Origin of the sequence: Caulobacter sp. UC70_42 (assembly GCF_044056025.1) — a bacterium.
GTDB lineage: Bacteria > Pseudomonadota > Alphaproteobacteria > Caulobacterales > Caulobacteraceae > Caulobacter.
In genome coordinates, this window is the sequence record NZ_CP171994.1 from 1,409,137 (window position 1) to 1,433,416 (window position 24,280).

At 68.2% G+C, this 24,280-nt stretch carries 12 protein-coding genes and 6 pseudogenes; 7 read left to right on the forward strand and 11 right to left on the reverse strand.

Translation table 11 applies throughout. The features are described from left to right. Window positions 1–3: 3 nt before the first annotated feature. Window positions 4–2,827, reverse strand: a pseudogene (locus tag ACHMW8_RS07355) ([protein-PII] uridylyltransferase). Window positions 2,828–2,847: 20 nt separating this feature from the next. Continuing rightward, window positions 2,848–5,555, reverse strand: a pseudogene (gene mutS / locus ACHMW8_RS07360) (DNA mismatch repair protein MutS). A gap of 213 nt (window positions 5,556–5,768) precedes the next feature. Here mutS and ACHMW8_RS07365 point away from each other — a divergent pair. Then, a complete protein-coding gene (locus tag ACHMW8_RS07365; protein WP_395445152.1) occupies window positions 5,769–6,170 on the forward strand; it encodes an energy transducer TonB in 402 nt (133 codons plus the stop codon). Here ACHMW8_RS07365 and dnaJ read toward each other — a convergent pair. From dnaJ to ACHMW8_RS07380, 3 genes are all read right to left on the reverse strand, one after another. Beyond that, window positions 6,167–7,324, reverse strand: coding sequence for a molecular chaperone DnaJ (dnaJ, locus tag ACHMW8_RS07370; RefSeq protein WP_125159002.1), 1,158 nt, complete (start codon window positions 7,322–7,324; stop codon window positions 6,167–6,169). The genes ACHMW8_RS07365 and dnaJ overlap by 4 nt on opposite strands. Before the next feature lie 160 nt (window positions 7,325–7,484). Continuing rightward, complete coding sequence (dnaK, locus tag ACHMW8_RS07375) at window positions 7,485–9,386, reverse strand: molecular chaperone DnaK (protein ID WP_395445153.1); 1,902 nt, start codon at window positions 9,384–9,386, stop codon at window positions 7,485–7,487. Between the two features lie 373 nt (window positions 9,387–9,759). Beyond that, window positions 9,760–12,399: a M1 family metallopeptidase gene (locus tag ACHMW8_RS07380; RefSeq protein WP_395445154.1), complete on the reverse strand. Its 2,640-nt coding sequence runs from the start codon at window positions 12,397–12,399 to the stop codon at window positions 9,760–9,762. A gap of 92 nt (window positions 12,400–12,491) precedes the next feature. On the opposite strand from ACHMW8_RS07380, the gene ACHMW8_RS07385 reads away from it, so the two are divergent. Beyond that, on the forward strand, window positions 12,492–13,109 hold the full coding sequence (locus tag ACHMW8_RS07385; protein WP_395445155.1) for an alpha-ketoglutarate-dependent dioxygenase AlkB: 618 nt from the start codon (window positions 12,492–12,494) through the stop codon (window positions 13,107–13,109). A gap of 82 nt (window positions 13,110–13,191) precedes the next feature. On the opposite strand, the gene ACHMW8_RS07390 is transcribed toward ACHMW8_RS07385, so the two are convergent. The 4 genes from ACHMW8_RS07390 to ACHMW8_RS07405 all read right to left on the reverse strand — a co-directional run bounded on the left by ACHMW8_RS07390 (window position 13,192) and on the right by ACHMW8_RS07405 (window position 16,772). Continuing rightward, window positions 13,192–13,578 (reverse strand): MerR family transcriptional regulator, encoded by a 387-nt coding sequence (locus ACHMW8_RS07390; protein ID WP_395445156.1) that lies wholly within the window; start codon window positions 13,576–13,578, stop codon window positions 13,192–13,194. Between the two features lie 113 nt (window positions 13,579–13,691). Then, the gene (gene dnaA / locus ACHMW8_RS07395; RefSeq protein ID WP_395445157.1) at window positions 13,692–15,167 is read right to left on the reverse strand and encodes a chromosomal replication initiator protein DnaA; all 1,476 of its coding nucleotides are present in this window, start codon (window positions 15,165–15,167) and stop codon (window positions 13,692–13,694) included. 403 nt (window positions 15,168–15,570) lie between these two features. Next, window positions 15,571–15,846 carry a 30S ribosomal protein S20 gene (gene rpsT, locus ACHMW8_RS07400; RefSeq protein ID WP_004617408.1) on the reverse strand — a complete coding sequence of 92 codons (276 nt, stop codon included), beginning with the start codon at window positions 15,844–15,846 and terminating at the stop codon, window positions 15,571–15,573. A gap of 137 nt (window positions 15,847–15,983) precedes the next feature. Next, window positions 15,984–16,772, reverse strand: a complete 789-nt coding sequence (locus tag ACHMW8_RS07405) for an enoyl-CoA hydratase (protein WP_125158996.1) — start codon at window positions 16,770–16,772, stop codon at window positions 15,984–15,986. 177 nt (window positions 16,773–16,949) lie between these two features. On the opposite strand from ACHMW8_RS07405, the gene ACHMW8_RS07410 reads away from it, so the two are divergent. Then, a complete protein-coding gene (locus ACHMW8_RS07410) occupies window positions 16,950–18,359 on the forward strand; it encodes a calcium-binding protein (RefSeq protein ID WP_395445158.1) in 1,410 nt (469 codons plus the stop codon). A 59-nt stretch (window positions 18,360–18,418) separates the two neighbouring features. Beyond that, window positions 18,419–19,093, forward strand: a complete 675-nt coding sequence (locus ACHMW8_RS07415; protein WP_395445159.1) for a hypothetical protein — start codon at window positions 18,419–18,421, stop codon at window positions 19,091–19,093. 1 nt (window position 19,094) lies between these two features. On the opposite strand, the pseudogene mutM reads toward ACHMW8_RS07415, so the two are convergent. Then, window positions 19,095–19,971: pseudogene (gene mutM / locus ACHMW8_RS07420) on the reverse strand (bifunctional DNA-formamidopyrimidine glycosylase/DNA-(apurinic or apyrimidinic site) lyase). An 85-nt stretch (window positions 19,972–20,056) separates the two neighbouring features. Here mutM and ACHMW8_RS07425 point away from each other — a divergent pair. Next, window positions 20,057–20,816: pseudogene (locus ACHMW8_RS07425) on the forward strand (class I SAM-dependent methyltransferase). Window positions 20,817–20,848: 32 nt separating this feature from the next. Continuing rightward, window positions 20,849–22,328 (forward strand): annotated as a pseudogene (gene ubiB, locus ACHMW8_RS07430) (2-polyprenylphenol 6-hydroxylase). A 2-nt stretch (window positions 22,329–22,330) separates the two neighbouring features. Here the strand turns inward: ubiB and ACHMW8_RS07435 are convergent. After that, on the reverse strand, window positions 22,331–22,894 hold the full coding sequence (locus ACHMW8_RS07435) for a hypothetical protein (RefSeq protein WP_395445160.1): 564 nt from the start codon (window positions 22,892–22,894) through the stop codon (window positions 22,331–22,333). A gap of 167 nt (window positions 22,895–23,061) precedes the next feature. On the opposite strand from ACHMW8_RS07435, the pseudogene coaBC reads away from it, so the two are divergent. Then, a pseudogene (gene coaBC / locus ACHMW8_RS07440) lies at window positions 23,062–24,257 on the forward strand (bifunctional phosphopantothenoylcysteine decarboxylase/phosphopantothenate--cysteine ligase CoaBC). Window positions 24,258–24,280 lie beyond the last annotated feature (23 nt).

Sequence of the window (24,280 nt, forward strand, 5' to 3'; positions counted from 1 at the left end):
GCCCTACCGCGCCACGCTGGCCCGCGCCCGTTTCAAGCCCGGTCGGGCGGCGGGCGCGGTAGCCTCGTTCTGCTCCAGAGCCGCCAGCAGGTCGGCCTTGACGACGGCCACCTTGCGGATCTCGGTCAGCTTTCCGCCTTCCGGCGTCTGGACGTAGAAGGCGTCGACGGCGCGCTCGCCATAGCCGTCGATATGGGCCGACTGGATGGAGAGGCCGTTGTCGGCGAGGGTCTTGGCCAGGGCGTGCAGCAGGCCCGGCCGGTCGCGGGCCGAGGCCTCGACCACCGTGGCGTCGTTGGACGCCTCGTTGTCGATCGTCACGGTCGGCGCGATGGCGAAGGCGGCGGCGCGGGACGGTTCGGAGCCCCGGCGCGGCTCTACGCCCAGAGACTCGCCCTTACCGGCGGCTTCCAGCGCATCGGCCAGGCGGCGCAGGGCGCGCGGGTTCTCACAGCCGAACGGCGCGCCGGTCACGTCCTGGACGTAGAAGACGTCCAGCGCCTGGCCCTGGCGGGAGGTGAAGACCCGAGCCCCGACCACATTGCCGCCCAGGGCGGAAATGGCCATGGCCAGGTCGGCGAACAGGCCGCGGCGGTCCTTGGCGGCGACCACGATCTCGGCCGCGTTCTGGTTGGGCTGCACTCGGCCCTCGGCGGCGGCCCCGCCCTGGATGGCGGCGCGGCGGGCCAGGGTGGCGTGCTCGAACAGCTCCTCCTGCGGAAAGGCGCTGAAATAGGCGTTCTCCATCGCCGACACCCAGCCCTTGGCGGCAGGATCGATCTCCAGCAGCGTGGCGCGGGCGGCCTCGGCGAGGCTTTCCTGGTGGCGCAGGACGTTGGCGGCGGCGTCGCTGCCGCGCCCGCCCCGGAACACGGCCTCGGTGGCGTTGTAGAGCTCGCGCAGCAGCTGGCCCTTCCAGCCGTTCCACACCCCCGGCCCGACGGCGCGGATGTCGGCGACGGTGATGACCAGCAAGAGGCGCAGGCGCTCGGGGTTTTCGACGATCCGGGCGAAGGCGGCGACGGTGCCGGGATCGGACACGTCGCGCTTCTGGGCGAAGTCGCTCATCACCAGGTGGTTCTCGACCAGCCAGGCGACCAGTTCGACCTTGACCCGTTCCAGGCCCAGGCGCTCGCAGGCGCTGCGGGCGGCGCGGGCCCCGGCCTTTTCCTGGCCGCCAACGCCACCCTTGCCGGTGTCGTGCAACAGCATGGCCAGGAACAGCGCCTCGCGGTCCTCGATCAGTGGCATGATCGAGACGGCCAGGGGGTGGTCCTCGACCAGCCGGCCGGCCGCCATGTCGCCGATCACGCCCACGGCCCGCAGGGTGTGCTCGTCCACCGTGTACGAGTGGTACATGTTGAACTGCATCTGGGCGACGACGCGGCCGAACTCGGGGATGAAGCGGCCCAGGACCCCGGCGTCGTTCATCAGGGTCAGGGTGCGATAGCTGCGCTTGCCGCGCGCCAGCAGGTCCAGGAACGCCCGGCAGGCCTCGGGGGCGCGGCGCACCTTGGACGTGATCAGCGAGAGACTCCGGGTCACCGCCGTGAAGGCGTCCGGATGCAGGTCGAGATCGCGTTCGTCGGCGATCTTGAACAGGCGGATCAGATTGACCGGATCGGCCTCGAAGACCGCCGGCCCGTCGATGTTCAGGCGACCGCCGTCCTCGTAGAACCCCTCGACGTCCAGCGCCTTGCGCTTGGGCCGGCCGCCCGGCAGGAAGCGCGAAATGCCCTTGGGCTCGTTCTTGAAGTGCTCGGCTTCCAGCTTGGCCGAAAAGGCGCGAGTCAGGGCCCCGACTTCCTTGGCGATCAGGAAGTAGCGGCGCATGAACCGCTCGACCGCCGGCGCGTCGCCCCGGTCGCCATAGCCCATGCGGCGGGCGATCTCGGGCTGCAGGTCGAAGGTCAGCCGCTCCTCGGGCCGGCCCGTCGTGAAATGCAGGTGGGCCCGCACGGCGTGCAGGAAGTCGAAGGCGCGGATGAAGGCCTTGGTCTCTCGGCTCGAGAACACCTCCAGCTTGAAGACATCCTCCGGCCGATCGACCGGATGCAGATATTCGGCGATCCACATCAGGGTGTGGAGGTCGCGTAAGCCCCCCTTCCCTTCCTTGACGTTGGGCTCGACCATGTAGCGGCTGGTCCCCGGCCCGGGCCTGGCGATCGTCGCGTTCCTTCAGCTTGGCGGCGACGAACTGGGCGCCGGTGCCCTTCATGACGTCGTCGCGGAAGCGCTTCTTGAGATCGTTGGCCAGGCGCTCGTCACCGGTCAGGCGGCGGGCCTCCAGGATCGAGGTGCGGATCGTGAAGTCTTCCTTCGAGAGGCGCACGCACTCCTCGATGGTCCGCGAGGCGTGGCCGACCTTGAAGCCCAGATCCCACAGCGCATAGAGCATGAACTCGATCACGCTCTCGGCGTGCGGCGTCTGCTTATAGGGTCGCAGGAACAGCAGATCGATGTCGCTGAACGGGGCCAGGGTGCCCCGGCCATAGCCGCCGACGGCCAGCAGGCACAGGCGCTCACCCTCGGTCGGGTTTCGGGCCCGAAAGACGTGGACCGTGGTGAAGTCGTAGAGGGCGGTGATCACCTCGTCGGTGACGCCACTGATCAGGCGGGCGGTCTCGACGCCGCTGGCGCCGTTCTCCAGCCGCTCCTTGGCGATCATCCGGCCGCGAAACAGCGCCTGCTTGAGGATGTCGATGGCCCGGGCGCGCTGCTCGGCCTCGTTGCCGATGGCGTCGAGGGCGGCGGCGGACAGGCGCGCGCGCAAGGCGTGCCCGTCGACGACATGTTCCAGGCGGGTGGGGCGGAGGCGACGGGGCATATGGCCTATATGGTTACGCGCTAGGTCTTGAGCAGACCCTTAAGACGATAGAGGGCTTCCAGGGCCTCTCGGGGGCTCATCCCGTCAACATCGAGGTCCTCCAGCGTGGTCTCGACCGCGCTGGGCGCCGCTTTGGCGGGCGCCTGCGCCACGGCCTGGCTGACGGCGAACAGCGGCAAGTCGTCCAGCTTGGCCGGCGACTGATCCTTGCTCTCCAAGCGATCCAGCACCTCGCGAGCGCGCACGACGACCGGACCGGGCACGCCGGCCAGCTTGGCCACCTGGACGCCGTACGAACGGTCGGCCGGACCCGGCGCGGCCTCGTGCAGGAAGACCAGGTCGCCGTTCCATTCCTTGGCCCTCAGGGACAGGTTGGAGACGTGCGCCATCCGCTCCTCCAGCGTCGCCAGCTCGTGATAGTGCGTGGCGAACAGGGCGCGGCTCTTGTTGGTGTCGTGCAGGGCCTCGGCGCAGGCCCAGGCGATCGCCAAACCATCATAGGTGGCCGTGCCCCGGCCAATCTCGTCCAGGATCACCAGGCTGCGCGGCCCGGCCTGGGTGAGGATGGCGGCGGTCTCGACCATCTCCATCATGAAGGTCGAGCGACCGCGGGCCAGATCATCGCCCGCGCCCACGCGGCTGAACAGGCGGTCGACGACGCCGAGGCGGAAGCTGGCGGCCGGCACGTAGCAGCCCGATTGCGCCAGGATCGCCAGCAAGGCGTTCTGGCGCAGGAAGGTCGACTTACCGGCCATGTTCGGGCCGGTGACGATCGACAGCCGCGCCCCGGTCTCGCCCGAGGCGTCCAGGCAGCAGTCGTTGGGGGTGTAGGGATCGCCGGCGCGCTTGACCGCGGCCTCGACCACCGGGTGGCGGGCGCCCTTGGCGTCGAAGGCGTAGGAGGCGTCGACGATCGGCCGCACCGCGCCGGCGTCCTCGGCCCATTCGGCCAAGGCCGAAGCGACATCGAGCCGCGCCAGGGCCTCGGCGGCGATCTGGATGGCGTCGGCGTGGGCTCGAGCCTGCTCGCGCCAGTCCTCGAAGGCGGCGACCTCCATGGCGAGGGCCCGTTCGGCGGCCTGGGCGATGCGGGCGTCCAGATCGGCCAGCTCCACCGTGGTGAAGCGCACCTGGTTGGCCAGGGTCTGACGGTGAATGAAGGTCGCGTTCAGCGGTGGCTGGAACAGCGGGTCGGCCTTGCCGGCCGTGGCCTCGAACGAAATAGCCCAGCACGCCGTTGTGGCGGATCTTCAGCGGCACGCCGCTCTCGGCCATCAGCTGGGCTTCCAGGGCGATGATCACCTTGCGGCTGTCGTCACGCAGGCCCCGCGCCTGGTCCAGCTCGGGCCGGACGCCGGCGGCGACGAAGCCGCCGTCGCGGGCCAGGGCCGGGAGATCGGGGCCCAGGCCCTGCTCCAGGGTGTTCAGGAATTGCGACAGCCCCTCGTGCAGCGACGGGGTCAGGGCCTTGAAGGCGTGCTCCAGTTCGAACGGCGGCGGCGACAGCGGATCGGGCGAACCGCCCGCCATGCCGGCCAGACGCTCGCCAACCTTCAGGGTGTCGCGCAGGCAACCCAGATCGCGCGGCCCGCCTCGCCCTAGTGCAAGACGCGACAGAGCGCGGGCCATGTCGCCGGCGCCTTTCAGCACCTCACGCAGGCGCTGGCGCAGCTGGCGGTGTTCGACGAACCACTCGACGGCGTCCAGGCGCTGATCGATGGCGGCGACGTCCAGCAGCGGCCGGGCCAGGCGCGAGGCCAGCATCCGCGCGCCGCCGGCGGTCACCGTGCGGTCTATACAGGCCAGCAGCGAGCCGTTGCGGTCGCCGGTCTGGGTGCGGTCGATCTCCAGGCTGCCGCGCGTGGCCGGGTCGATGGCCATGACGTCGGCGTCGGCGGCGCGGCGCGGGGCGCGCAGGGCCGGCAGCTTGCCGGCCTGGGTCATTTCCAGATGGGCGGCGATCAGGCCCAAGGCGCCGACTTCGGCGGGAGTAAGTCCGCCGAAGCCATCCAGGGTCTCGACGCCGTAGAGGCGCTTGACCCGCGCTTCGGACGCCTGCGGCTCGGACAGGGCCGAGGGCATCGGCTGCACCAGGCCGCCGCAGATCTTCAGGGGTCTGGGACAACCCATCGTCGGACAGCAGCCGGTCGGCGACGAGGGTCTCGGACGGGGCCAGGGCGGCCAGGATCGGCGCTACGGCCTCCTTGGCCACGGTGAAGACCTCGACCTCGCCGGTCGACAACTCGACCGAGGCCACGGCCGCCTGGCCCGCGCGGATGGCGACGGCCGCCAGGCGGTTCGGCGCCCGGGCGTCCAGCAGGCCGTCCTCGGTGAGGGTGCCCGGCGTCACGACCCGGACGATGTCGCGACGGACGACAGACTTGGAGCCGCGCTTCTTGGCTTCGGCCGGGTCTTCCATCTGCTCGCAGACGGCGACCTTGAAGCCCATGCGGATCAGCTTGGAGAGATAGGCCTCGGCCGCGTGCTGCGGCACGCCGGCCATCGGGATCGGCTGGCCGTTGTGGGTTCCCCGGAAGGTCTGGCTGATGCCCAGGGCCGCGGCGGCCTTGTAGGCGTCATCGAAGAACAGCTCGTAGAAGTCGCCCATGCGGAAGAAGATCAACGCGTCGGGCTGCCGCGCCTTCATCTCGAAGAACTGCGCCATCACCGGCGTCGCGCCGGCGGGGTCGAGCAGGTGGGCGGGGGTCGGCGTGGCGTGGGCGTTCATGACGCCTGGAAACTACAGAGCGTCGCGACTCCCGTTAAGGGGCGGCGTTAAGGAAATAAGGGGATGGAACGTCATGCTCGGAACGTTCGAGCATCCTTGACGACCATATCGACGTGCGGCTGAGCTTTGCCTATGAGCACAACCTCGCCACCACCTCCCGCCGGCACGATCATCCACCGGCCCGACTGGCTGGTGAAACCCTCCGGCGAGGATTTGGCCGAGTTCTATCCAGCGCGCGCGGCGCGGCGCGACATCTCCGGCAGGGCGACCATCAGGTGCGACGTGATGGCCGACGGGCGGCTAAACGGCTGCATGGTCTTGGAGGAATCGCCGACCGACGAGCACTTCGGCGACGCGGCGTTGAAGATGGCGTCGAAGTTCCAGATGACCAAGCCCGATCCCAACGGGCCGCCGGCTTCTGTGACGATCCCGCTCGTTTTCCGCCCGCCGGAACCGCACGCGATGATCCGGCCAGACAAGGAGACCATGCAGTCCATGATGGGCGCGGCGGCTGGCGTCGCCGCCATCGCACTTACCCTGCTGCTGGTGTTGATCTGGGGCCTGGATCGCTACAACACCCCCGCGGCGGAAAGGCGTCCGAAGGGGGAACCCTAGTTCCCCGTCACCTCTTCCCAGAACCGCTTGGCCTTGCCGACGAAGTTGGCGGACTTGGGGTTCTGCTTCTCGCCGCAGAGGCCGGCCAGTTCGCGCATCAGTTCCTTCTGGCGCGCGGACAGGTGGGTCGGGGTTTCGACGAACAGCTCGACCACCAGGTCGCCGCGCTGGCGGCTGCGCAGGGACGGCATGCCCTTGCCCTTGAGGCGGACGGTCTTGCCGGTCTGGGCGCCTTCGGGAACCGTGACGGTGATCTTGCACTCGCCGTCGCAGGTCTCGCCGCCCAGCAGGCAGGGGGCCTCGATCTCGCCGCCGAGGGCGGCGGTGGTCATCGGCACCGGCACGGTGCAGAGCAGGTCGAGACCGTCGCGCTCGAACAGTTCGTGCGGGGTCACCGACAGGAAGATGTAGAGGTCGCCGCGCGGACCGCCGCGTGCGCCCGCGTCGCCCTCGCCCGCCAGACGGATCCGGGCGCCGTCGTCGACGCCGGCCGGGATGCGGACCGACAGGATGCGCTCGCGGCGCACCTGGCCGTGGCCATGGCAGTTCTGGCAGGGATCGAGAACCAGACGGCCCGAGCCACCGCAGCGCGGGCAGCCGCGCTCGACCGCGAAGAAGCCTTGCGTGGCGCGGACCCGGCCGGCGCCGCCGCAGGTGCCGCAGACGGTGGGGTTGGTGCCGGGCTTGGCGCCCGAGCCTTCGCAGACCTCGCAGGTCATGGCGGCGGGCACCTTGATCTCGACCTCGGCGCCGGCATAGGCCTGCTCGAGGGCGATCTCCAGATCATAGCGCAGGTCCTGGCCGCGCTGGGGACCGTTCGACTGACGGCGACCGCCGCCGAACATCTCGCCGAACACGTCGCCGAAGACATCGTTGAAGATGTCGCTGGCGTCGAAGCCCTGACCACCGAAGCCGCCCGCGCCGCCTTGGCCGCCATTGACGCCGGCATGGCCGAAGCGGTCGTAGGCCGCGCGCTTCTGCGGATCGGAGAGGACCGAATAGGCCTCGTTGATTTCCTTGAACCGGCCGGTGGCGTTCTCGCATCCGCCGTTGCGGTCCGGGTGGTGTTCCATCGCCAGTTTGCGGAACGCGGACTTCAGACCAGCGTCATCGATGGTCCGGGTCACGCCGAGAATTTCGTAATAGTCGCGCATAATCAGCGTCTGGCGCCCAAAAGGCCCACGAAAGTGGCGTTGATGAAGGAAGAGGTGGGATAGCACGCGGCCCGGCGCAAGGCGCCAGCGGGCGGAGCGGCAAGAGGTCGCGGCCGCGGAACAGGGCTGTCGCTGATGTTCCGCGGCGCACGCATGGCGATTAGTTCGACGGCTTGTTGTCGTCGACTTCCTCGAACTCGGCGTCGACGACGCCATCGTCCGCGGCCTCGGCGCCGTCAGCGCCTTCGGCCGAACCCTGCTGCGAAGCGTACATGGCTTCGCCCAGCTTCATCGACGCCTGGATCAGCGCTTGGGTCTTGGCCTGGATGGCCTCGACGTCGTCGCCTTCCAGGGCGGTCTTCAGTTCGGTGACGCCGGTCTCGATCGCGGTCTTTTCAGCCGCGCCCACCTTGTCGCCGTGCTCGGCCAGGGCCTTCTCGGTCGAGTGCAGGATCGCCTCGCCCTGGTTCTTGGCCTCGACCAGTTTCTTCTTGGTTTCGTCCGCGGCCTTGTTGGCCTCGGCTTCCTTGACCATGCGCTCGATGTCCGCGTCCGAGAGGCCGCCGTTGGCCTGGATGCGGATCGAGTGCTCCTTGTTGGTCGCCTTGTCCTTGGCGTGGACCTGCACGATGCCGTTGGCGTCGATGTCGAAGGTGACTTCGATCTGCGGGATGCCGCGCGGCGCCGGCGGGATGCCGACCAGGTCGAACTGGCCCAGGATCTTGTTGTCCTGCGCCATCGGGCGTTCGCCCTGGAACACGCGGATCGTCACGGCCGACTGGTTGTCGTCAGCGGTCGAGAAGGTCTGCGAGCGCTTGGTCGGGATCGTGGTGTTACGTTCGATCAGCGGGGTGAACACACCGCCCAGGGTCTCGATGCCCAGGGTCAGCGGGGTCACGTCCAGCAGCAGCACGTCCTTGACGTCGCCCTGCAGCACGCCGGCCTGAACGGCCGCGCCCAGCGCCACGACTTCATCGGGGTTGACGCCCTTGTGCGGCTCGCGGCCGAAGAAGTCCTGCACCGCCTGCTGGACCTTGGGCATGCGGCTCATGCCGCCGACCAGGATCACTTCGTCGATGTCGCTCTTCTTCAGGCCGGCGTCCTTGAGGGCCTGTTCGCACGGACCGATGGTGCGGGCGATCAGGTCGTCGACCAAGGCTTCCAGCTTGGCGCGCGACAGCTTGATGTTCAGGTGCAGCGGACCCGAGGCGTTCATGCTGATGAACGGCAGGTTGACCTCGTACTGAGCCGTTGAGGACAGCTCCTTCTTGGCCTTTTCCGCTTCCTCGCGCAGGCGCTGGAGGGCCAGCTTGTCCTTGCGCAGGTCGACGCCCTGCTCCTTCTTGAACTCGTCGGCCAGGTAGTCGACGATCCGCAGGTCGAAGTCCTCGCCGCCCAGGAAGGTGTCGCCGTTGGTCGACTTCACTTCGAAGACGCCGTCGCCGATTTCCAGGATCGACACGTCGAAGGTGCCGCCGCCCAGGTCATAGACGGCGATCTTCTTGTTGTTGTCCTTGTCCAGGCCATAGGCCAGGGCCGCGGCGGTCGGCTCGTTGATGATGCGCAGGACTTCCAGGCCGGCGATCTTGCCGGCGTCCTTGGTCGCCTGACGCTGGGCGTCGTTGAAATAGGCCGGGACGGTGATGACCGCCTTGGTCACGGGCTCGCCCAGGTGGGCCTCGGCGGCTTCCTTCATCTTCTGCAGAATGAAGGCCGAGACTTCCTGCGGGCTGTAGTCCTTGCCGTGGGCCTTGACCCAGGCGTCGCCGGTCGGGCCCTTGACGATCTCGTAGGGCACCATGCCCTTGTCCTTCTCGACCACCGGATCGCTGGCGTTGCGGCCGATCAGGCGCTTGATCGCGAACAGCGTGTTGGTCGGGTTGGTCACGGCCTGGCGCTTGGCGGGTTGGCCGACAAGGCGCTCGCCGTCTTCCAGGAAGGCCACGACCGACGGCGTGGTGCGAGCGCCTTCGGCGTTCTCGATCACCTTCGGGTTCTTGCCGTCCATGATGGCCACGCACGAGTTCGTGGTGCCAAGGTCGATGCCGATAATCTTGCTCATTTTGGTACCTGTTCGCTCCTTTAGGCGGACGGTGGTGACGAGGGCCTTCTCGGAAGCGCCCCGGTTTTTCTCGTTCCCGTCCCCGATGGGTTCGTACGCTTTACGGTTAGATCCACATCCTGTCCCACCGGCGAAAACCGAGCGGGCAAAATGCGTTGTGCGAACTTGACGAGCCCGTCAACCCCGCTTCGAAGCCGGATATGGGGGATAGGGTGAAGGGCGCAAGACCATAACCCCATGCCGCGAGGGGGAATCTGGCTTTTTGGGCAAGAAAAATGGCCGCACCCCTTCGGGCGCGGCCAGGAAATATATCACGTTATCGAGGATTTAGCCGTTCTTGCCGACCCAGGCGGTGATGGCGGGCAGGCGCTGCTCACGGATCTTGGCGCGGTTCAGCACCGAGGCGGCGGCCTTGTCGGCTTCCTTGCGCGAACCTTCCGCCAGATCGGCCGTCGGCCCAGGCCTTGATCTTCTCAGCCATGGCCGGGTTCGACGAGCCGGCGCCCAGACCGGGGATGAACCGGGTGCGCGAGGTTGAGTCGACCTTTTCGTTGACCTTGTCCTTGTTGGCCACAGCCCAGTCGAAGGTCATGTCAGGGTGCGCGCCGGCGACGCGCGAGATCATCGTGCTGGACATCGTCTCACCCGGCTCCGGCGTCAGGGCCAGCTCCAGCGCCTTCCTGGCCAGGGCCTCGTCCTCGGCCGAGGCCAGCAGCGAGAACAGCTGGGCGCGGATCAGCGGGGTCTTCTCGGCCAGGGCCTGGGCATGGATGGCGTCCCAGGTGGCGGCGTCGGCGTGACGGGCCACGACGCTGAGGATGGTCTTGCGCAGCGGACCGGGGATGGCCGAAGGATCGGTCTTGTCGGCGTTGAACCGGCGGGTGGCCTCGGCCACGACTTCCGGGTCGCCCAGGCCGCCCAGCGTGCCGATGAGTTCGCCGCGCAGGATGGCGGTGCTGTCGGGCTCGCCCGACCGGGCGGTCCAGCCCACCCTGGCCAGCAGCGGACGCAGCTTGGCGACGGCCAGCTTGCGGAACGCCGCGCGCTCGGTCGGCATGCCCTCATAGTAGTTGTCGATGCTGGAATAGACGCCGGCGATCTTCGAGAACACCTGCGGGTCGGCGTCGGCCGGCGTGGCCTTGGCCAGATCGAGGAAGTCGGTGGCGGGCTGGTAGCCGGCCAGGCCCATCGACCAGGCGTCGCTCATCACGCCCAGCTGGTCGATCGCCGGCAGCTTGGCGAAGCTCTGGACGATGCCGCCAAAGCGCTCTGCGCCATACTGGGTGCGGAAATAGCCGTTCTGACCGGCATTGACCACGACCGGGCCGCAGCCGTCGACCGTGACCGAGCCCTTGCCGCCGGTGACCAGGGTCTTGGCCTCGCCGCCGCCGATGGCCCGGACGGTGACGGGCACGCGCCACAGCAGCGGCTTCTTGCCCGGCATATCCTTGCTGAACTCGCCTTGCGTCAGGGTCAGGGTGGTCTTGCCCGCCGCGCAGGTCGCCGCGTCGACGGTGATCAGCGGCACGCCGGGCTGCAGGGTGAAGTCGTGGGCGATGGCGGTGATCGGCTTCTTGGCCGCGCCTTCGACCGACGACCACAGGTCGTCGCTGACCGTGTTGCCGTGGGCGTGCTTCTTCATGTAGGCGCGCACGCCGTCACGCCAGGCGTCGTGACCCACATAGCTTTCCAGCATGCGGATGACGGCCTCGCCCTTCTGGTAGGTGATGCCGTCGAAGGCTTGGCTGGCCTGCTCGACGGTGGTCACGTGCTGGACCACCGGATGGGTGGTCGACAAGGCGTCCAGGCCCATGGCGTATTCGCGGCCGCCCACGGCGTTCAGGTTGGCGTTCCATTCCGGGTGGAAGTGCTCGGTCGCCCGGCCCTCCATCCACGAGGCGAAGCCCTCGTTCAGCCACAGGTCGTCCCACCAGGCCATGGTGACCAGGTCGCCGAACCACTGGTGGGCCATTTCGTGGGCCACGGTCGTGAAGACGGTCTGCTTGTCGCTCTCGGTGGAGATCTTCGGATCCAGCAGCAGGGCGTATTCGAAGTAGAAGATCGCGCCCCAGTTCTCCATGGCGCTGAAGAACTGGCTGCGGCCCGGGGCGGCGATGTTGTCCAGCACCGGCAGCGGATACGGCGTGCCGAAATAGTCATTGTACCAGGGCAGGATGTCGGCGGCCGCCTTCAGGGCGAACTGCGCCTTGGGGGTGTCGCCCTTCTTGGTGACCACGCCGACGTCGGCGCCCGCCGCCTTGACCGAGGCGCGATCGAACTCGCCCAGGCCGAAGAACAGCAGATAGGTCGACATCTTCGGCGAGGTCGCAAACTTGACCAGGGTCTTGCCGTTCCCCAGGTCCTTGGCCGAGGCGATCGGCATGTTGCCGAGCGCCATCTGGCCGGTCGGGATCGTCGCCTCGACGCTATAGGTGGCCTTGTAGAACGGCTCGTCCCACGAGGGGATGAAGCGACGGGCGTCGGAGTTCTCGAACTGGGTGTAGATCGCGCGCTTCTTGCCGCTCTCGGTCTCATAGTCGAGCGCGAACAGGCCGGCGGCCTGGGTGTAGATCTTGCCCGTGTAGTCGAGAGCCAGGACGTACTTGCCCTTCGGAAGGGTCTTGGCGAACGTGAAGCTGGCGGTCTGGGCCTCGTCGTCGACCTTGACCTTGGCCGCGCCGACTCCGGCGATCTCGGCCTTGGAGAAGGCCAGGTCGGCGGCCTGCAGGGTCACGGTCGCGGTCGGCTCGACCACCTCGATGGCGATCTTCACGCTGGCGGTGAAGGCCATCTTGTCGGCGTCGGGCGTGAAGGACAGGTCGTAGTGCGTGGGCCGGACAGCGCGTGGGAGCTGGGTCGTCACCGTGGCGAAGGTCGCGCCCTTCGAACCGGCTTGCGCGGCGACGGCGGCCGGCTTCGGCTTGACCTGGAGGTGTCCGGAAGCCGCGGCCGACACGCCGCCCGCGGCGAACAAAATCACGGCGACGGCCGCGGAGGACATAAGACGGCGCATGTACGGTCCTGATATGGAAAAATAGTCCGGCCTCTTCACCGGAGGCGCAAACCAACACCTTCCGTCCCTATGGCGCGTCTTAAATTTCAGTAATGTTTCAGCCCCTCTCCATCATTCCCGGTTTCGACCTCTGGCCCGGCCTGCTGGACCTGCCGGCCCAGCGCGCGCTGGTCGATGCGGTGATGGCCGCGGCGAAGACGGCTCCGTTCGCCCGCTACGACACGGCCTATGGCAAGGCGATGAGCGTGGCCATGACCGCCTTCGGGCCGCTGGGCTGGACCAGCGACAAGGCGGGATACCGCTACGCCCAACGCCATCCGGGCACGGACCAGGCCTGGCCCGACATGCCGCAAGCTCTGCTCGATCTCTGGACCCAGCTGGGCGACCCCGAGACTCCGCCGGACTCCTGCCTGGTGAACCTCTATCGCGGCGACGCGCGCATGGGCCTGCACCAGGATCGCGACGAGGCGGACCCGGCCTTTCCGGTGCTGTCGATCTCCCTGGGGGACACGGCGGTGTTCCGGATCGGCGGAACATCGCGCAAGGACCCGACGCGGAGCCTGAAGCTGGCCTCGGGCGACGTCTGCCGGTTGTCGGGCCCCGCGCGGCTGGCCTTCCATGGCGTCGACCGGATCCTGGCCGGATCCTCTGGCCTGGTCCCGGACGGCGGGCGGATCAATCTGACGCTCCGCCGGGCGAGGCCGGCCTAGGCGTCCTCGTCTTCAAGCGCCTCACGCATGGCCTTCAACGCGGCCTGCAGCCGCGATTGCGGCGGTCCGCCGGCGCTCGAGATCAGCACCTCGACCCCCGGCGCCACGCGATAGCGGTGCGCGGGTTCGGCACGTTCCAGCGGGAACGGAAGCGCTGCTCGATCTCCAGCCGTTCGGTCCGGCCGGTCCAGACGGCCAGCGCGCTCTCGAAACCCGACGGACGCCCGGCCAGCTCGGCCTCCAGCTCGCGCAGATAGTCGCCGATCGCCTCAAGATCGTTCCCGGCCCGCTGCATGGCCCGGATGAGCCGCAGCCGGGTCAGGTGATCGTCATCGAAATTGGCCCCGCGCCCGCGCGCGGCCGGCGGCGGCAGCAGGCCCTCGGCGACATAGTAGCGGACGGTGCGCTCGGAGATGTCGCACAGGGCGGCGAGATCCCGAGCCGTATAGCGGGGCGGATCGTCGGTCATGTCGACATACTGACAGTTCAATGTCGCATTTCAACTGTCTATTTTATAAGTTCGGACACGAAAAAGGCCGCTCCTTTCGGAGCGGCCTTTTTGTCGGTCGATCGGAGGCCGGATCAGCCGCGCAGCTTGCGGGTGATGACTTCCAGGTCGTGGTTCAGGGTGCTGTCCTCGGCGCGCAGGGCCTCGATGCGGCGCACGGCGTGCAGGACGGTGGTGTGGTCGCGACCGCCGAAGCGACGGCCGATGTCCGGCAGCGAGCGGGTGGTCAGCTGCTTGGCCAGCCACATGGCGGCCTGGCGCGGACGGGCCACGGCGCGGTTGCGGCGCTCGCTGAGCAGGTCGGCCTGCTTCATGCCGTAGTGCTCGGACGTCGCCTTCTGGATGTCGTCGATGGTGATGCGCTTCTCGCCCGACCGCAGGTGCGGACGCAGGACCGCCTGCACCTCGTCCAGGGTCATGCGCGACAGGCCTTCGCCGGCGCGGGCCGACAAGGTGTTCAGCGCGCCTTCCAGCTCGCGGACGCTGTCGGTGAAGCGGTCGGCCAGGAACTGCAGCACGTCCGGACGCATGGTCGGCTCGAAGCCGTGGGCCACGGCCAGGGTCTGGATCTTACGTTCCAGGATGCCCAGGCGCAGATTGCGGTCGGCCGGCTCCAGGCCGCAGACCAGGCCCGCCGACAGGTGCGAGCGCAGATGGGCGTCCATTTCGGTCATGGCCGACGGCGGACGGTCCGCCGAAAACACCACGCGGCCGCCGTCGCCGACCAGGGCGGTCAGGGTGTGGAACAGCTCTTCCTGGGTCGACTGCTTGCCGGCGATGAAATGCACGTCGTCGATGATCAGCAGGTCGGCGGCGCGCAGCTCTTCCTTGAAGGCCGCCGTCTGGCGATCCATCAGGGCGCGCACGAAGGTCGACAGGAAGCGTTCGGCGGTCAGATACACGACGCGCTTTTCCGGCGCGTTGCGCATGGCTTCCCAGGCCAGAGCGTTCAGCAGGTGGGTCTTGCCGAAGCCGTAGGGGCCATGGAACAGCACGGGATTGAAATGGCCGTCAGCCCAGTTGGCGATCCGGCGCGCCACGGCGTGGGCGAACTCGTTGGCCGGACCCGGGACGAAGGTCTCGAAGGTGAAGCGCTCTTGCAGGCCCTGGGTGCGGGTCGACTTGGTGATCGGTGCCGGCACGTCGCTGGACACCGGCAGGACGATCTCGATGGGCTCGGCGGTCGCGGCCTTGGGGGCGGCCTCGATATAGGCGCCGCCGTTGCCGGCCAGGGCGGCCTCGAACTCCAGGCGCGACTTCAGGTCGATGCGACGACCGGTCGGGTCGTTGGCGGCCCACAGCTCGCCGATGCGGCGCCAGGCGCTGCGACGGATCCAGTCGCGGGCGATGCCCGTCGACGTGACCAGGACGACATCGCCGGCCGCGGCCTCGCGCAGAGCCGCCGGAGCGATCCATGACCCGAAGGCCGCATCGCCAAGCTCGCGTTTCAGAGCCACGCAAACCTTCGACCACACGCTCGTCGCCGGCTCTACAACCGTCGCGATCGCCGTCGAGAAGTCCTGGCTGGCCACCCCGCCCTTCATCGTCATTCGTCCACCGCCTCGCACAAAAACAACCGCCGCTACCATTCCTGCCGCCCGCCCCCCATGGCGTACGGCCGGTCTTCTCAACGCACACAGGTTCTTACTCGGCGACCACGGTAGGTCCGCCGCCGCCTTGTTTTTTCCAAGACTGGAGAAGCGCTGAGACGCTTAAACTAGCCAGCGGGGAGGGCCGGTCAAACGGAAAACTTGCGTCCGAGCCCGGATATTTCTGTTGACTCGCGAGAGCCCCTCGCCCGGCAAGGGAATAGCAAAGTCAGCTGCTCAGATCACAGATTGCAACGACTGGAATAGGGCGTTGGATTCAAAGCAAAAGCCGACCAGGCGGACCTGATCGGCTCTCGTAAATACTTGAAATCGTTAGACGAACGACGTTCGTCTAAAATCTGGACTAGGCGGCGGCCTTATCCAGCTTCTTCAGGCGCGCGGCCAGACGCGACACTTTGCGCGAGCCCGTGTTGGGGTGAACCACGCCCTTCGAAACCGCGCGCATCAGCTCCGATTGAGCTTCCACGAAAGCGGCCTTGGCGACGGCCACATCGCCCTTGGCGATGGCGTCTTCGAACTTGCGCAGGAAGGTGCGCACGCGCGAGCGACGGGCGGTGTTGACTTCGGTGCGGCGAGCGATCTTGCGGATCGCTTTCTTGGCGCCGGGATTATTGGCCATTAGGTCGGACCTTCAAACGGACAGCCACGCGGGCGGCCGCGAAGCAGGGAAAATAGAGCGCGCGGATATACGGGAAGCGCCGGCCGGGGTCAACGGTCCACAGGCATGAATCCTGCGGGCCATTTTGGCGCAATCGATTACTCGCCCTTGAATGTCGGCTTTCGCTTCTCGACGAAGGCCGCCATGCCTTCCTTCTGATCTTCGAACGCGAACAGCGAGTGGAACAGCCGCCGCTCCAGCGCGACGCCGGTGGTCAGGGTCGTCTCGTAGGCGGCCTCGACCAGCTCCTTGTTCATCGCCACGGCCAGCGGCGACTGGGCGGCGATCTTGGCGGCGACCGCCAGGACCTCGTCGATCAGCGCGTCGGCCGGGAAGATCCTCGACACCAGGCCCGAGCGCTCGGCCTCTTCGGCGCCCATCATCCGGCCGGTCAGGATCATGTCCATGGCCTTGGACTTGCCGACGAAGCGGGTCAGGCGCTGGGTGCCGCCGATGCCCGGCGACACGCCCAGCGTGATCTCGGGCTGGCCGAACTTGGCGGTGTCGGCCGCCAGGATGAAGTCGCACATCATCGCCAGCTCGCAGCCGCCGCCCAGGGCGTAACCGGCGACGGCGGCGATGATCGGCTTGCGGCACTGCTCGACCGCCCGCGCCCCGGCGGTGAAGAAGTCCGCCTTGAACATCTGGGCGTAGGTCTTGTCCGACATCTCCTTGATATCGGCGCCGGCCGCGAACGCCTTGGCCGAGCCGGTCAGCACGATGCAGCCCACCGCGTCGTCGGCCTCCGCCGCCGCCAGGGCCTGAGCCAGTTCGGCCAGCAGCGCCGTGTTCAGGGCGTTCAGGGCCTCGGGTCGGTTCAGGCGGATCAGGGCGACGCCGGGCGCGGTCTCGGGCGCTTCGACGATCAGGGTCTGGTACTCGGCCATCAAGGTCTCCTGCTTGAGCCGCGCAGTTATAGAGAGGCCAGTGGCGTTGGGGGAGAGCCTTAGGCGGCGGTTGGCGACAACTGACCACCCCCTCAGATTTAGGTCAGACCTTGGCTCAATTTCGAGTGGCGTCGTGGCTTTACATCTGTCCGCGCGCCTGCGGCAGGGGATTTCGGCATGGCCACTTTCATCGGCACATCGGGCAACGACACGATAGACGGCAGCCCGGTCAACGACACGCTGATCGGGCTCGAGGGCGACGACATCCTCAGGGGCGGCCAAGGCCACGATATCCTCGAGGGCGGTCCCGGCGATGATCTGCTCGATGGCGGCACGGGCTCCAACACCGCCGACTACACCCGCGCCACAAGCGGGGTGACGGTCGACCTGACGCTCACCGGCCCGCAAGTCACGGGCGGCGCCGGAACCGACACCCTGAAGTCCATCGGAGCGCTCCTAGGCTCCGCCTTCGCCGACCGACTAACCGGGGACAACCTCTCGAACCGCCTCGTCGGCAACGGCGGTGATGACGTCCTGCGCGGTGGCGGCGGCGACGACGCTCTCTACGGCGGGCTCGGCGACGACGTGCTCGACGGCGGCGCCAACGGTCAGTGGGGCGATGAAGCCATCTATACCGATGCGACCAACGGCGTGACGGTCGACCTCTCGAAGTCCGGCCCGCAGGCGACTGGATGGGGCAATGACACCCTGATCGGCATCGAGAGTGTCGACGGCTCGACTTATGACGACGTGCTCGTCGGCGGCAGCGGCGCGGACACCCTCTACGGAAACAACGGCGACGACGTCCTGCGCGGCGGGGCCGGGGACGACGTGCTCGTGGGCGGCAACGGCGACGACATCGTCGACGGCGGCGACGGCTTCGACACGGTGGACTTCGGCCTGTTCAACTCAGGGGACTGGGCCTTCTCCGGCGCGACCGTGGACCTTTCCCTGGCCACCCCTCAGGGGCCGGCCGGACAGCAAAAGACCTATATCAGCATCGAGCGGGTGGTCGGCGGGCTCGGCGCGGATGTCCTCAAAGCCGGCGCGACCGGCGCGACGCTGGAGGGCTCCGACGGCGCGGACATCCTCTACGGCGGGACCGGGGACGATATCCTCGACGGCGGCTACGGCGACGACACCTTCTATATCGGCGTCGGCGACGACAAGGTGACCGGCGGCTTCGGAACCGACACGGTCCACTTCGTGGCGGGCGCGACGGCCCTGAACCTGGATCTGAGCACCTTCAAGAACGGCCAGTTCACCGCCGGCGGCCTCTCGATCACGGAGGTCGAGGCGATCGGCTCGATCACGGGCGGCGCCCAGAACGACAAGATCACGGTCGGCGCGGGCTATGCCGGTTCGGTCACGATCTACGGCGGGGCCGGCGACGACGTGCTGGTCGGCGGCGGCGGCGACGACATCATCCGCGGAGGGGCCGGCGACGACACCATCGATGGCGGCGCCGGCAAGGACACGGTCCGCTACGCCGGGACGATGCGGGACTACCGCGTCGTCACCAACGGTGACGGCTCGATCACCGTGACCGATCTGCGCACGGGGCGCCCGACGGCGTTGACCACCTGACCAGCATCGAAACCCTGGCCTTCGCGGCGGAGCCCTCGATCGGCGAGGTCTCGGCGCGGGTGCTCAACATCCTGAGGCTGCCCGCGAGCGGTGCGGGCGCGGCCCTATCCCAGACCTTGTTCACCCAGTGGCAGGCCGGCCAGCTGTCAGACGACCAGGTGACCAGGGCCATAGTTGACGCCGCCGACGCCACGACCTCGGTGGCCTCGATGAGCTACCAGTTCTTCACGGGTAAGGTTCCCAGCCAGATCGGCGTCGACTTCCTGATCGCGCCGACGGGACCGAACGCCACAAACCTCAATAGCGCCTACTATGCCGAGTTCAACACGGTGAACCGGTACATCAACTTCGCGGTGAACCTGGGCAAGAACGGCGAGGGCGCCGACAATTTCCTCGGCGGCTACCAGTACCTGTCGCTGTTTGAAGCCACCAAGAAGGCTTATGCGGCGATCTTCGGCGGGACGCCGAGCGACACCAAGGTCCATAGCCTGATCGACAGCCGCGTGGACTATCTCGCCTATTACGGCGGCGACGGGCCAGAGGGCATGGGAACCAAGGCCGCGATGGTCGGCTTCCTGCTGGCGGCGGCGGCCACCGAGAACCTGGGCGTGATGGCGCGGTCGAACGACGCCTGGCTGACGGATCTCTCCGACGGCGCGGCGCCGTACGCGGTCAATATCCTCGATCCGGCCAACGGCTACTACAAGACCGAGTTCATCTTCGGCGGCGGCTAGCTCACACCTGGCAAACCGGACAGAAGAAGGTCGAACGGCCCGCCTGGACCTGGCGGGCGATGACGCCCCCGCAGCCCGGCGTCGGGCACGGCTCGCCCTCGCGGTCGTAGACGCGGAAGCGGTGCTGGAAATAGCCCAGCGCTCCGTCGGCGGCGGCGAAGTCCTTCAGGGTCGAGCCGCCGACCTCGACGGCCTCGGCCAGCACATCCTTGATCGCCAGGGTCAGGGGCGCCAGGCGCTTCCTGGCGATCCCGCCCGACGGCTTGAACGGCGAAATGCGCGACCGGTGCAGCGCCTCGCAGACATAGATATTGCCCAGGCCGGCCACGGTGCGCTGATCGAGCAGCAAGGTCTTGGGCCCCTGCTTGCGGCCCGCGAAGGCCCTTTCAAGGGTCTTGGCGTCGAACCCCTCGCCCAGCGGCTCGGGGCCCATGGTCGCGAACCAAGGATGATGGCTGACGCGATCGGTGGGGATCAGGTCCATGAAGCCGAAGCGACGCGGATCGTAGTAGGTGACCATCGCGCCCTCTTCGGTCTCGAAGACGATGTGGGCGTGCTTGTCGTCCCGGCGTGACCTCGCGGGCGAAGTCGCCGGGACGAACCGTCCTTTCCTGGCTTCCGGCCGGCGCAGCGATCTCGAAGCGGCCGGTCATGCCCAGGTGCATCACCAGGGTGTCGCCCCGGTCCAGCGGGGCCAGGATATATTTGGCGCGGCGATCGAGGCGCAGGATCTTCGCGCCGGTCAGCCGCTGGACGAAGCCGTCCGGCAGGGGAAAGCGCAGGTCCGGCCGGTTGGCGCGAACACGGGCCAGGCGCGCGCCGGACAGGACAGGCTCGAGACCGCGTCGCACGGTCTCGACTTCGGGCAATTCGGGCAAGGATCATTCCTTAAGGCGATGACGCGGCGCGAGGCGCAAGCTAATAGCGGACGTTCATATAGTAAGAGCGCGGCCCAAGGACGTCATGAGCAACACCTCCGCCAGCTTCGGTTTCAAGGACGTCGACGCCTCGCTGAAGGCCGGGATGGTGCGGGGCGTGTTCGACCGCGTCGCCAAGAACTACGACATCATGAACGACCTGATGAGCGGCGGCGTGCACCGGCTCTGGAAGGACGCCGTGGCCGCGCGCCTCAACCCGCAGCCCGGCGAGGTGATCATCGACTGCGCCGGCGGCACGGGCGACATGGCCCGCCGCTTCGCCAAGATGGCCCGCAGCGCCCAGCAGCGGCGCGGCGGCCCCGACGCGACCATCAACATCGTCGACTACAATGCCGAGATGATCATGGCCGGCATCGACGCGCGGCGGCGAACCGGAGATCACCTGGACCGTCGGCGACGCCCAGCGCCTGCCGCTGCCGGATAACTACGCCAACGCCTATGTGATCTCGTTCGGCATCCGCAACGTCACCGACATCGACGCGGCCCTGCGCGAGGCCCGCCGCGTGCTGAAGCCGGGCGGCCGCTTCCTGTGCCTGGAGTTCTCGCGTCCGGTGACCGAGGCCCTGGCCAAAGCGTATGACGCCTATAGCTTCAAGGTCATTCCACAGGTCGGCGAGTGGGTCGCCAAGGACCGCGAGGCCTATCAGTACCTGGTCGAGAGCATCCGCCGCTTCCCCGACCAGCGGACCTTCGCCGGCATGATGGAAAACGCCGGCTTCAAGCGGGTGACCTACACCAACTTCACCGGCGGCGTGGCGGCCCTGCACCAGGGCTGGGCGCTCTAGAACGGTGACGAGTTTTCTCCGCCTTCTGGCGCCTGACCGGCGCGGGCTGGGCCCTGGTCCGGGCCGACGCCCTGATCCCGCGCGAGGTCGAGCCGCAATTGCCGCCGACCGCCAAGCTGGCGGGCCGCTTGCTACGCCTGTTCGCCGGGGGCGCGGCCAAGCGCGGCCGCCCGGGCGAGCGGCTGGCGCGGGTGCTGGAAAAGCAGGGACCTGCGGCGATCAAGATGGGCCAGTTCCTGTCGACCCGCGCCGACATCTTCGGGACCGCCTTCGCCGAGGACCTGTCGCATCTGAAGGATCGTCTGGCGCCGTTCCCGCTGGAAACGGCCAGGGCCGAGATCGTCCGCAACCTCGGCAAGCCGCTCGACGAGGTCTATGCTGAGATTGGCGAGGCGGTCGCCGCCGCCTCCCTGGCCCAGGCCCATCCGGCCGCTTTGCTCGATGGTCGCAAGGTGGCTGTGAAGGTGCTGCGGCCCGGCGTCGAGCGCCAGGTCGCCCAAGACAGCGCCGTGCTGCGCCTGGCCGCGCGCCTGGCCGAAAGGCTGGCGCCCGCCTCGCGCCGCCTGCGCCCCACCGAGTTCGTCGAGGTCGTGATCCGGTCCCTGGACCTGGAGATGGACCTGCGTTTCGAGGCCGCCGGCTGCGCCGAGCTGGGCGAGGCTATGGCCATCGATCCCTATATGCGCGCGCCGCTGGTCTGCTGGGAAGGCGTCGGCAAGCGGGTCCTGACCCTGACCTGGGCCGAGGGCGTGCCGCTCTCCGACCCCGCCGCCCTGGCGCTGCCGGGCCTGGATCGCAAGGCCCTGGCCGAGAACGTCACCCGCGGCTTTCTCGCCCAGGCCCTGGACCATGGCCTGTTCCACGCCGACCTGCACGAGGGCAACCTGTTCGTCGCCGCCCCGGCCGAGGTGGTCGCCGTCGACTACGGCATCGTCGGTCGCCTGGGTCCCGGCGAGCGCCGCTACCTGGCCGAGATTCTCTACGGCTTCCTGAACCGCGACTACGCGCGGGTGGCCAAGATCCATTTCGACGCGGGATACGTCCCGCCCACCAGGATATGGACGCCTTCGCCCAGGCCCTGCGCGCCGTCGGCGAGCCGGTGTTCGGCCGCAACGCCCGCGAGGTCTCAATGGGCCGGCTCCTGGCGCAGCTCTTCGAGATCACCGCCCTGTTCGACATGGCCCTACGCCCCGAACTGGTGCTGCTGCAGAAGACCATGGTCACGGTTCAGGGCGTCGCTCGCCGCATCGACCCCACCCACGACCTGTGGGCCGCCGCCGACCCGGTGGTGCGCCGCTGGATCGGTCGCGAGCTGTCCCCGCCGCCAAGGCCCGCGACTTCGCCGAAGAAGCCCTACGCGCCATCAAGGCCCTCGCCCGCCTGGCCGAGGCCCCGCCAGCGCCCGTCCCGGTCAAGGTGGAGCGTGACCAGACCTGGCCGCTGCTGTGGTTCCTGGTCGGCGCGGCGACGGCGGGCGCGGCGTTCGTGACGGGCCTGCTGCTGGCGCGGTAGCCCTACCCTTCCGCCTGTTCACGCCGCTTGGCCGCCGAAGCCCGGCGCGCCTCGCGGGTCTTCTGTTCGTCCCAATAGGCCGCGCCCTCGTCCGGCTTGAACATCGTGCGCGGCGCGCCTTCGCGCGACACCACCGCGAAGACATTGCCCTTGGGGTCGTAGATCAGCAGGTCGCCGTTCGCGCGCTTGAGCGTTTCGGCGCCCTTGGGCGGATCGCTGACGAAGGCGTGGACCTTGGCCACGTAGTCATCGGTCGACTTGGCGTCGAAGGTCTTGCCGTTGCTCTGAAACGAACGCTCGGCGTTCTCCTCGGCCGTGCGGGTGCGATTGGCGGCCCAGTACGGCTTGCCCGCCACCAGCTTGACCGGCGCATCGCGCGGATCGGCGCGGCGGACGCCCTCGCCCCGGCCGCCGTCGGCGGTCTCGGTCGGAGACCCAGATTCGAGGCTGGCGCGTTCGCCAGCCTTGGGCGCCTTGACCGCCGACGCCCCGCTATCGCAGGCCGAGAGGCTCATCAGGCCGAGCGCCGCCACAACGCCCGCCGAGATATGTCGAACAACCTTCATGATCGTATTCGCCCCATAACTCTATCTATACGATTACTGAACGAAAGCGGAACGAGAGTCGAGTCCCAATCTTCGCCTTGTGATTGCCGCTCGAATTGCCTCTGGCGCTTTGGTTCGAGCGTGGGCATGTGCTGGGGACGAGACGAACGCGGAAGGCGGAGCGCGACGTGAGCGGAAAACGGGTTCTTCTGGTCGTCGGCGGCGGGGTGGCGGCTTACAAGGCGCTGCTGTTGACCCGCCTGCTGCGCAAGGCTGGCGTCGGCGTGCGACCGATCCTCACCAAGGCCGGCGCCGAGTTCGTCACCCCGCTGTCCCTGGCCGCCCTGGCCGAGGACAAGGTCTATCAGGAACTGTTCTCCCTGACCGACGAACACGAGATGGGCCATATCGAGCTGTCCCGCTCGGCCGACCTGATCGTCGTGTCACCCGCCACGGCCGACCTGATCGCCAAGGCGGCCCACGGCCTGGCCGGGGATCTCGCCTCCACCACCCTGCTGGCCACCGACAAGCCGGTTCTGATGGCTCCGGCCATGAACGTGAGGATGTGGCTGCACCCGGCCACCCAGCGCAATATCGCCACCCTGAAAGCCGACGGCGTCGCCTTCGTCGGTCCCGATGAAGGGGCCATGGCCTGCGGCGAGTTCGGACCAGGCCGGCTGGCCGAGCCGGAAGAGATCTTCGCGGCGATCATGGCGATGCTCGAAGGTTCGGCCGCCCGGCCTCTGGCGGGGAAACGCGCCCTGGTCACCGCCGGCCCGACCTTCGAGCCGATCGACCCGGTGCGCGGCATCACCAATCGCTCCAGCGGCAAGCAGGGCTTCGCGATCGCCGAGGCCCTGGCCAAGCTGGGCGCGGAGGTCACCTTGGTGGCGGGTCCGGTCGCCCAGCCGACGCCGGTCGGGGTCAAGCGGATCGATGTCGAGACCGCCCGCCAGATGCTAGCCGCCAGCCAGGCCGCCCTGCCCGCCGACGTCGGCGTGTTCGTGGCCGCCGTCGCCGACTGGCGCGTGGACGAGGCTTTCGGAACCAAGCTGAAGAAGGAAAAGGGCGGCCCGCCGGCCCTGACCTTCGTCGAGAACCCCGACATCCTGGCGACCCTGTCGGCCACCGGACCCATGCGGCCGAAACTTGTCGTCGGCTTCGCGGCGGAGACCGATCATGTCGAGGAGCACGCGCGGGCCAAGCTGGCCCGCAAGGGCTGCGACTGGATCATCGCCAACGACGTCACCGAACCGGGCGTGATGGGCGGGGGGAGAACGCCGTGCTGCTGATCACCAAGGACGGGCTTGAGCGCTGGGACCGCGCGGCCAAGGACCAGGTGGCGGCCCAAATCGCCCAGCGGATCGCCGACGCCCTCGCTTAAGCGGCGCTGGCCGTAGGCCCGGC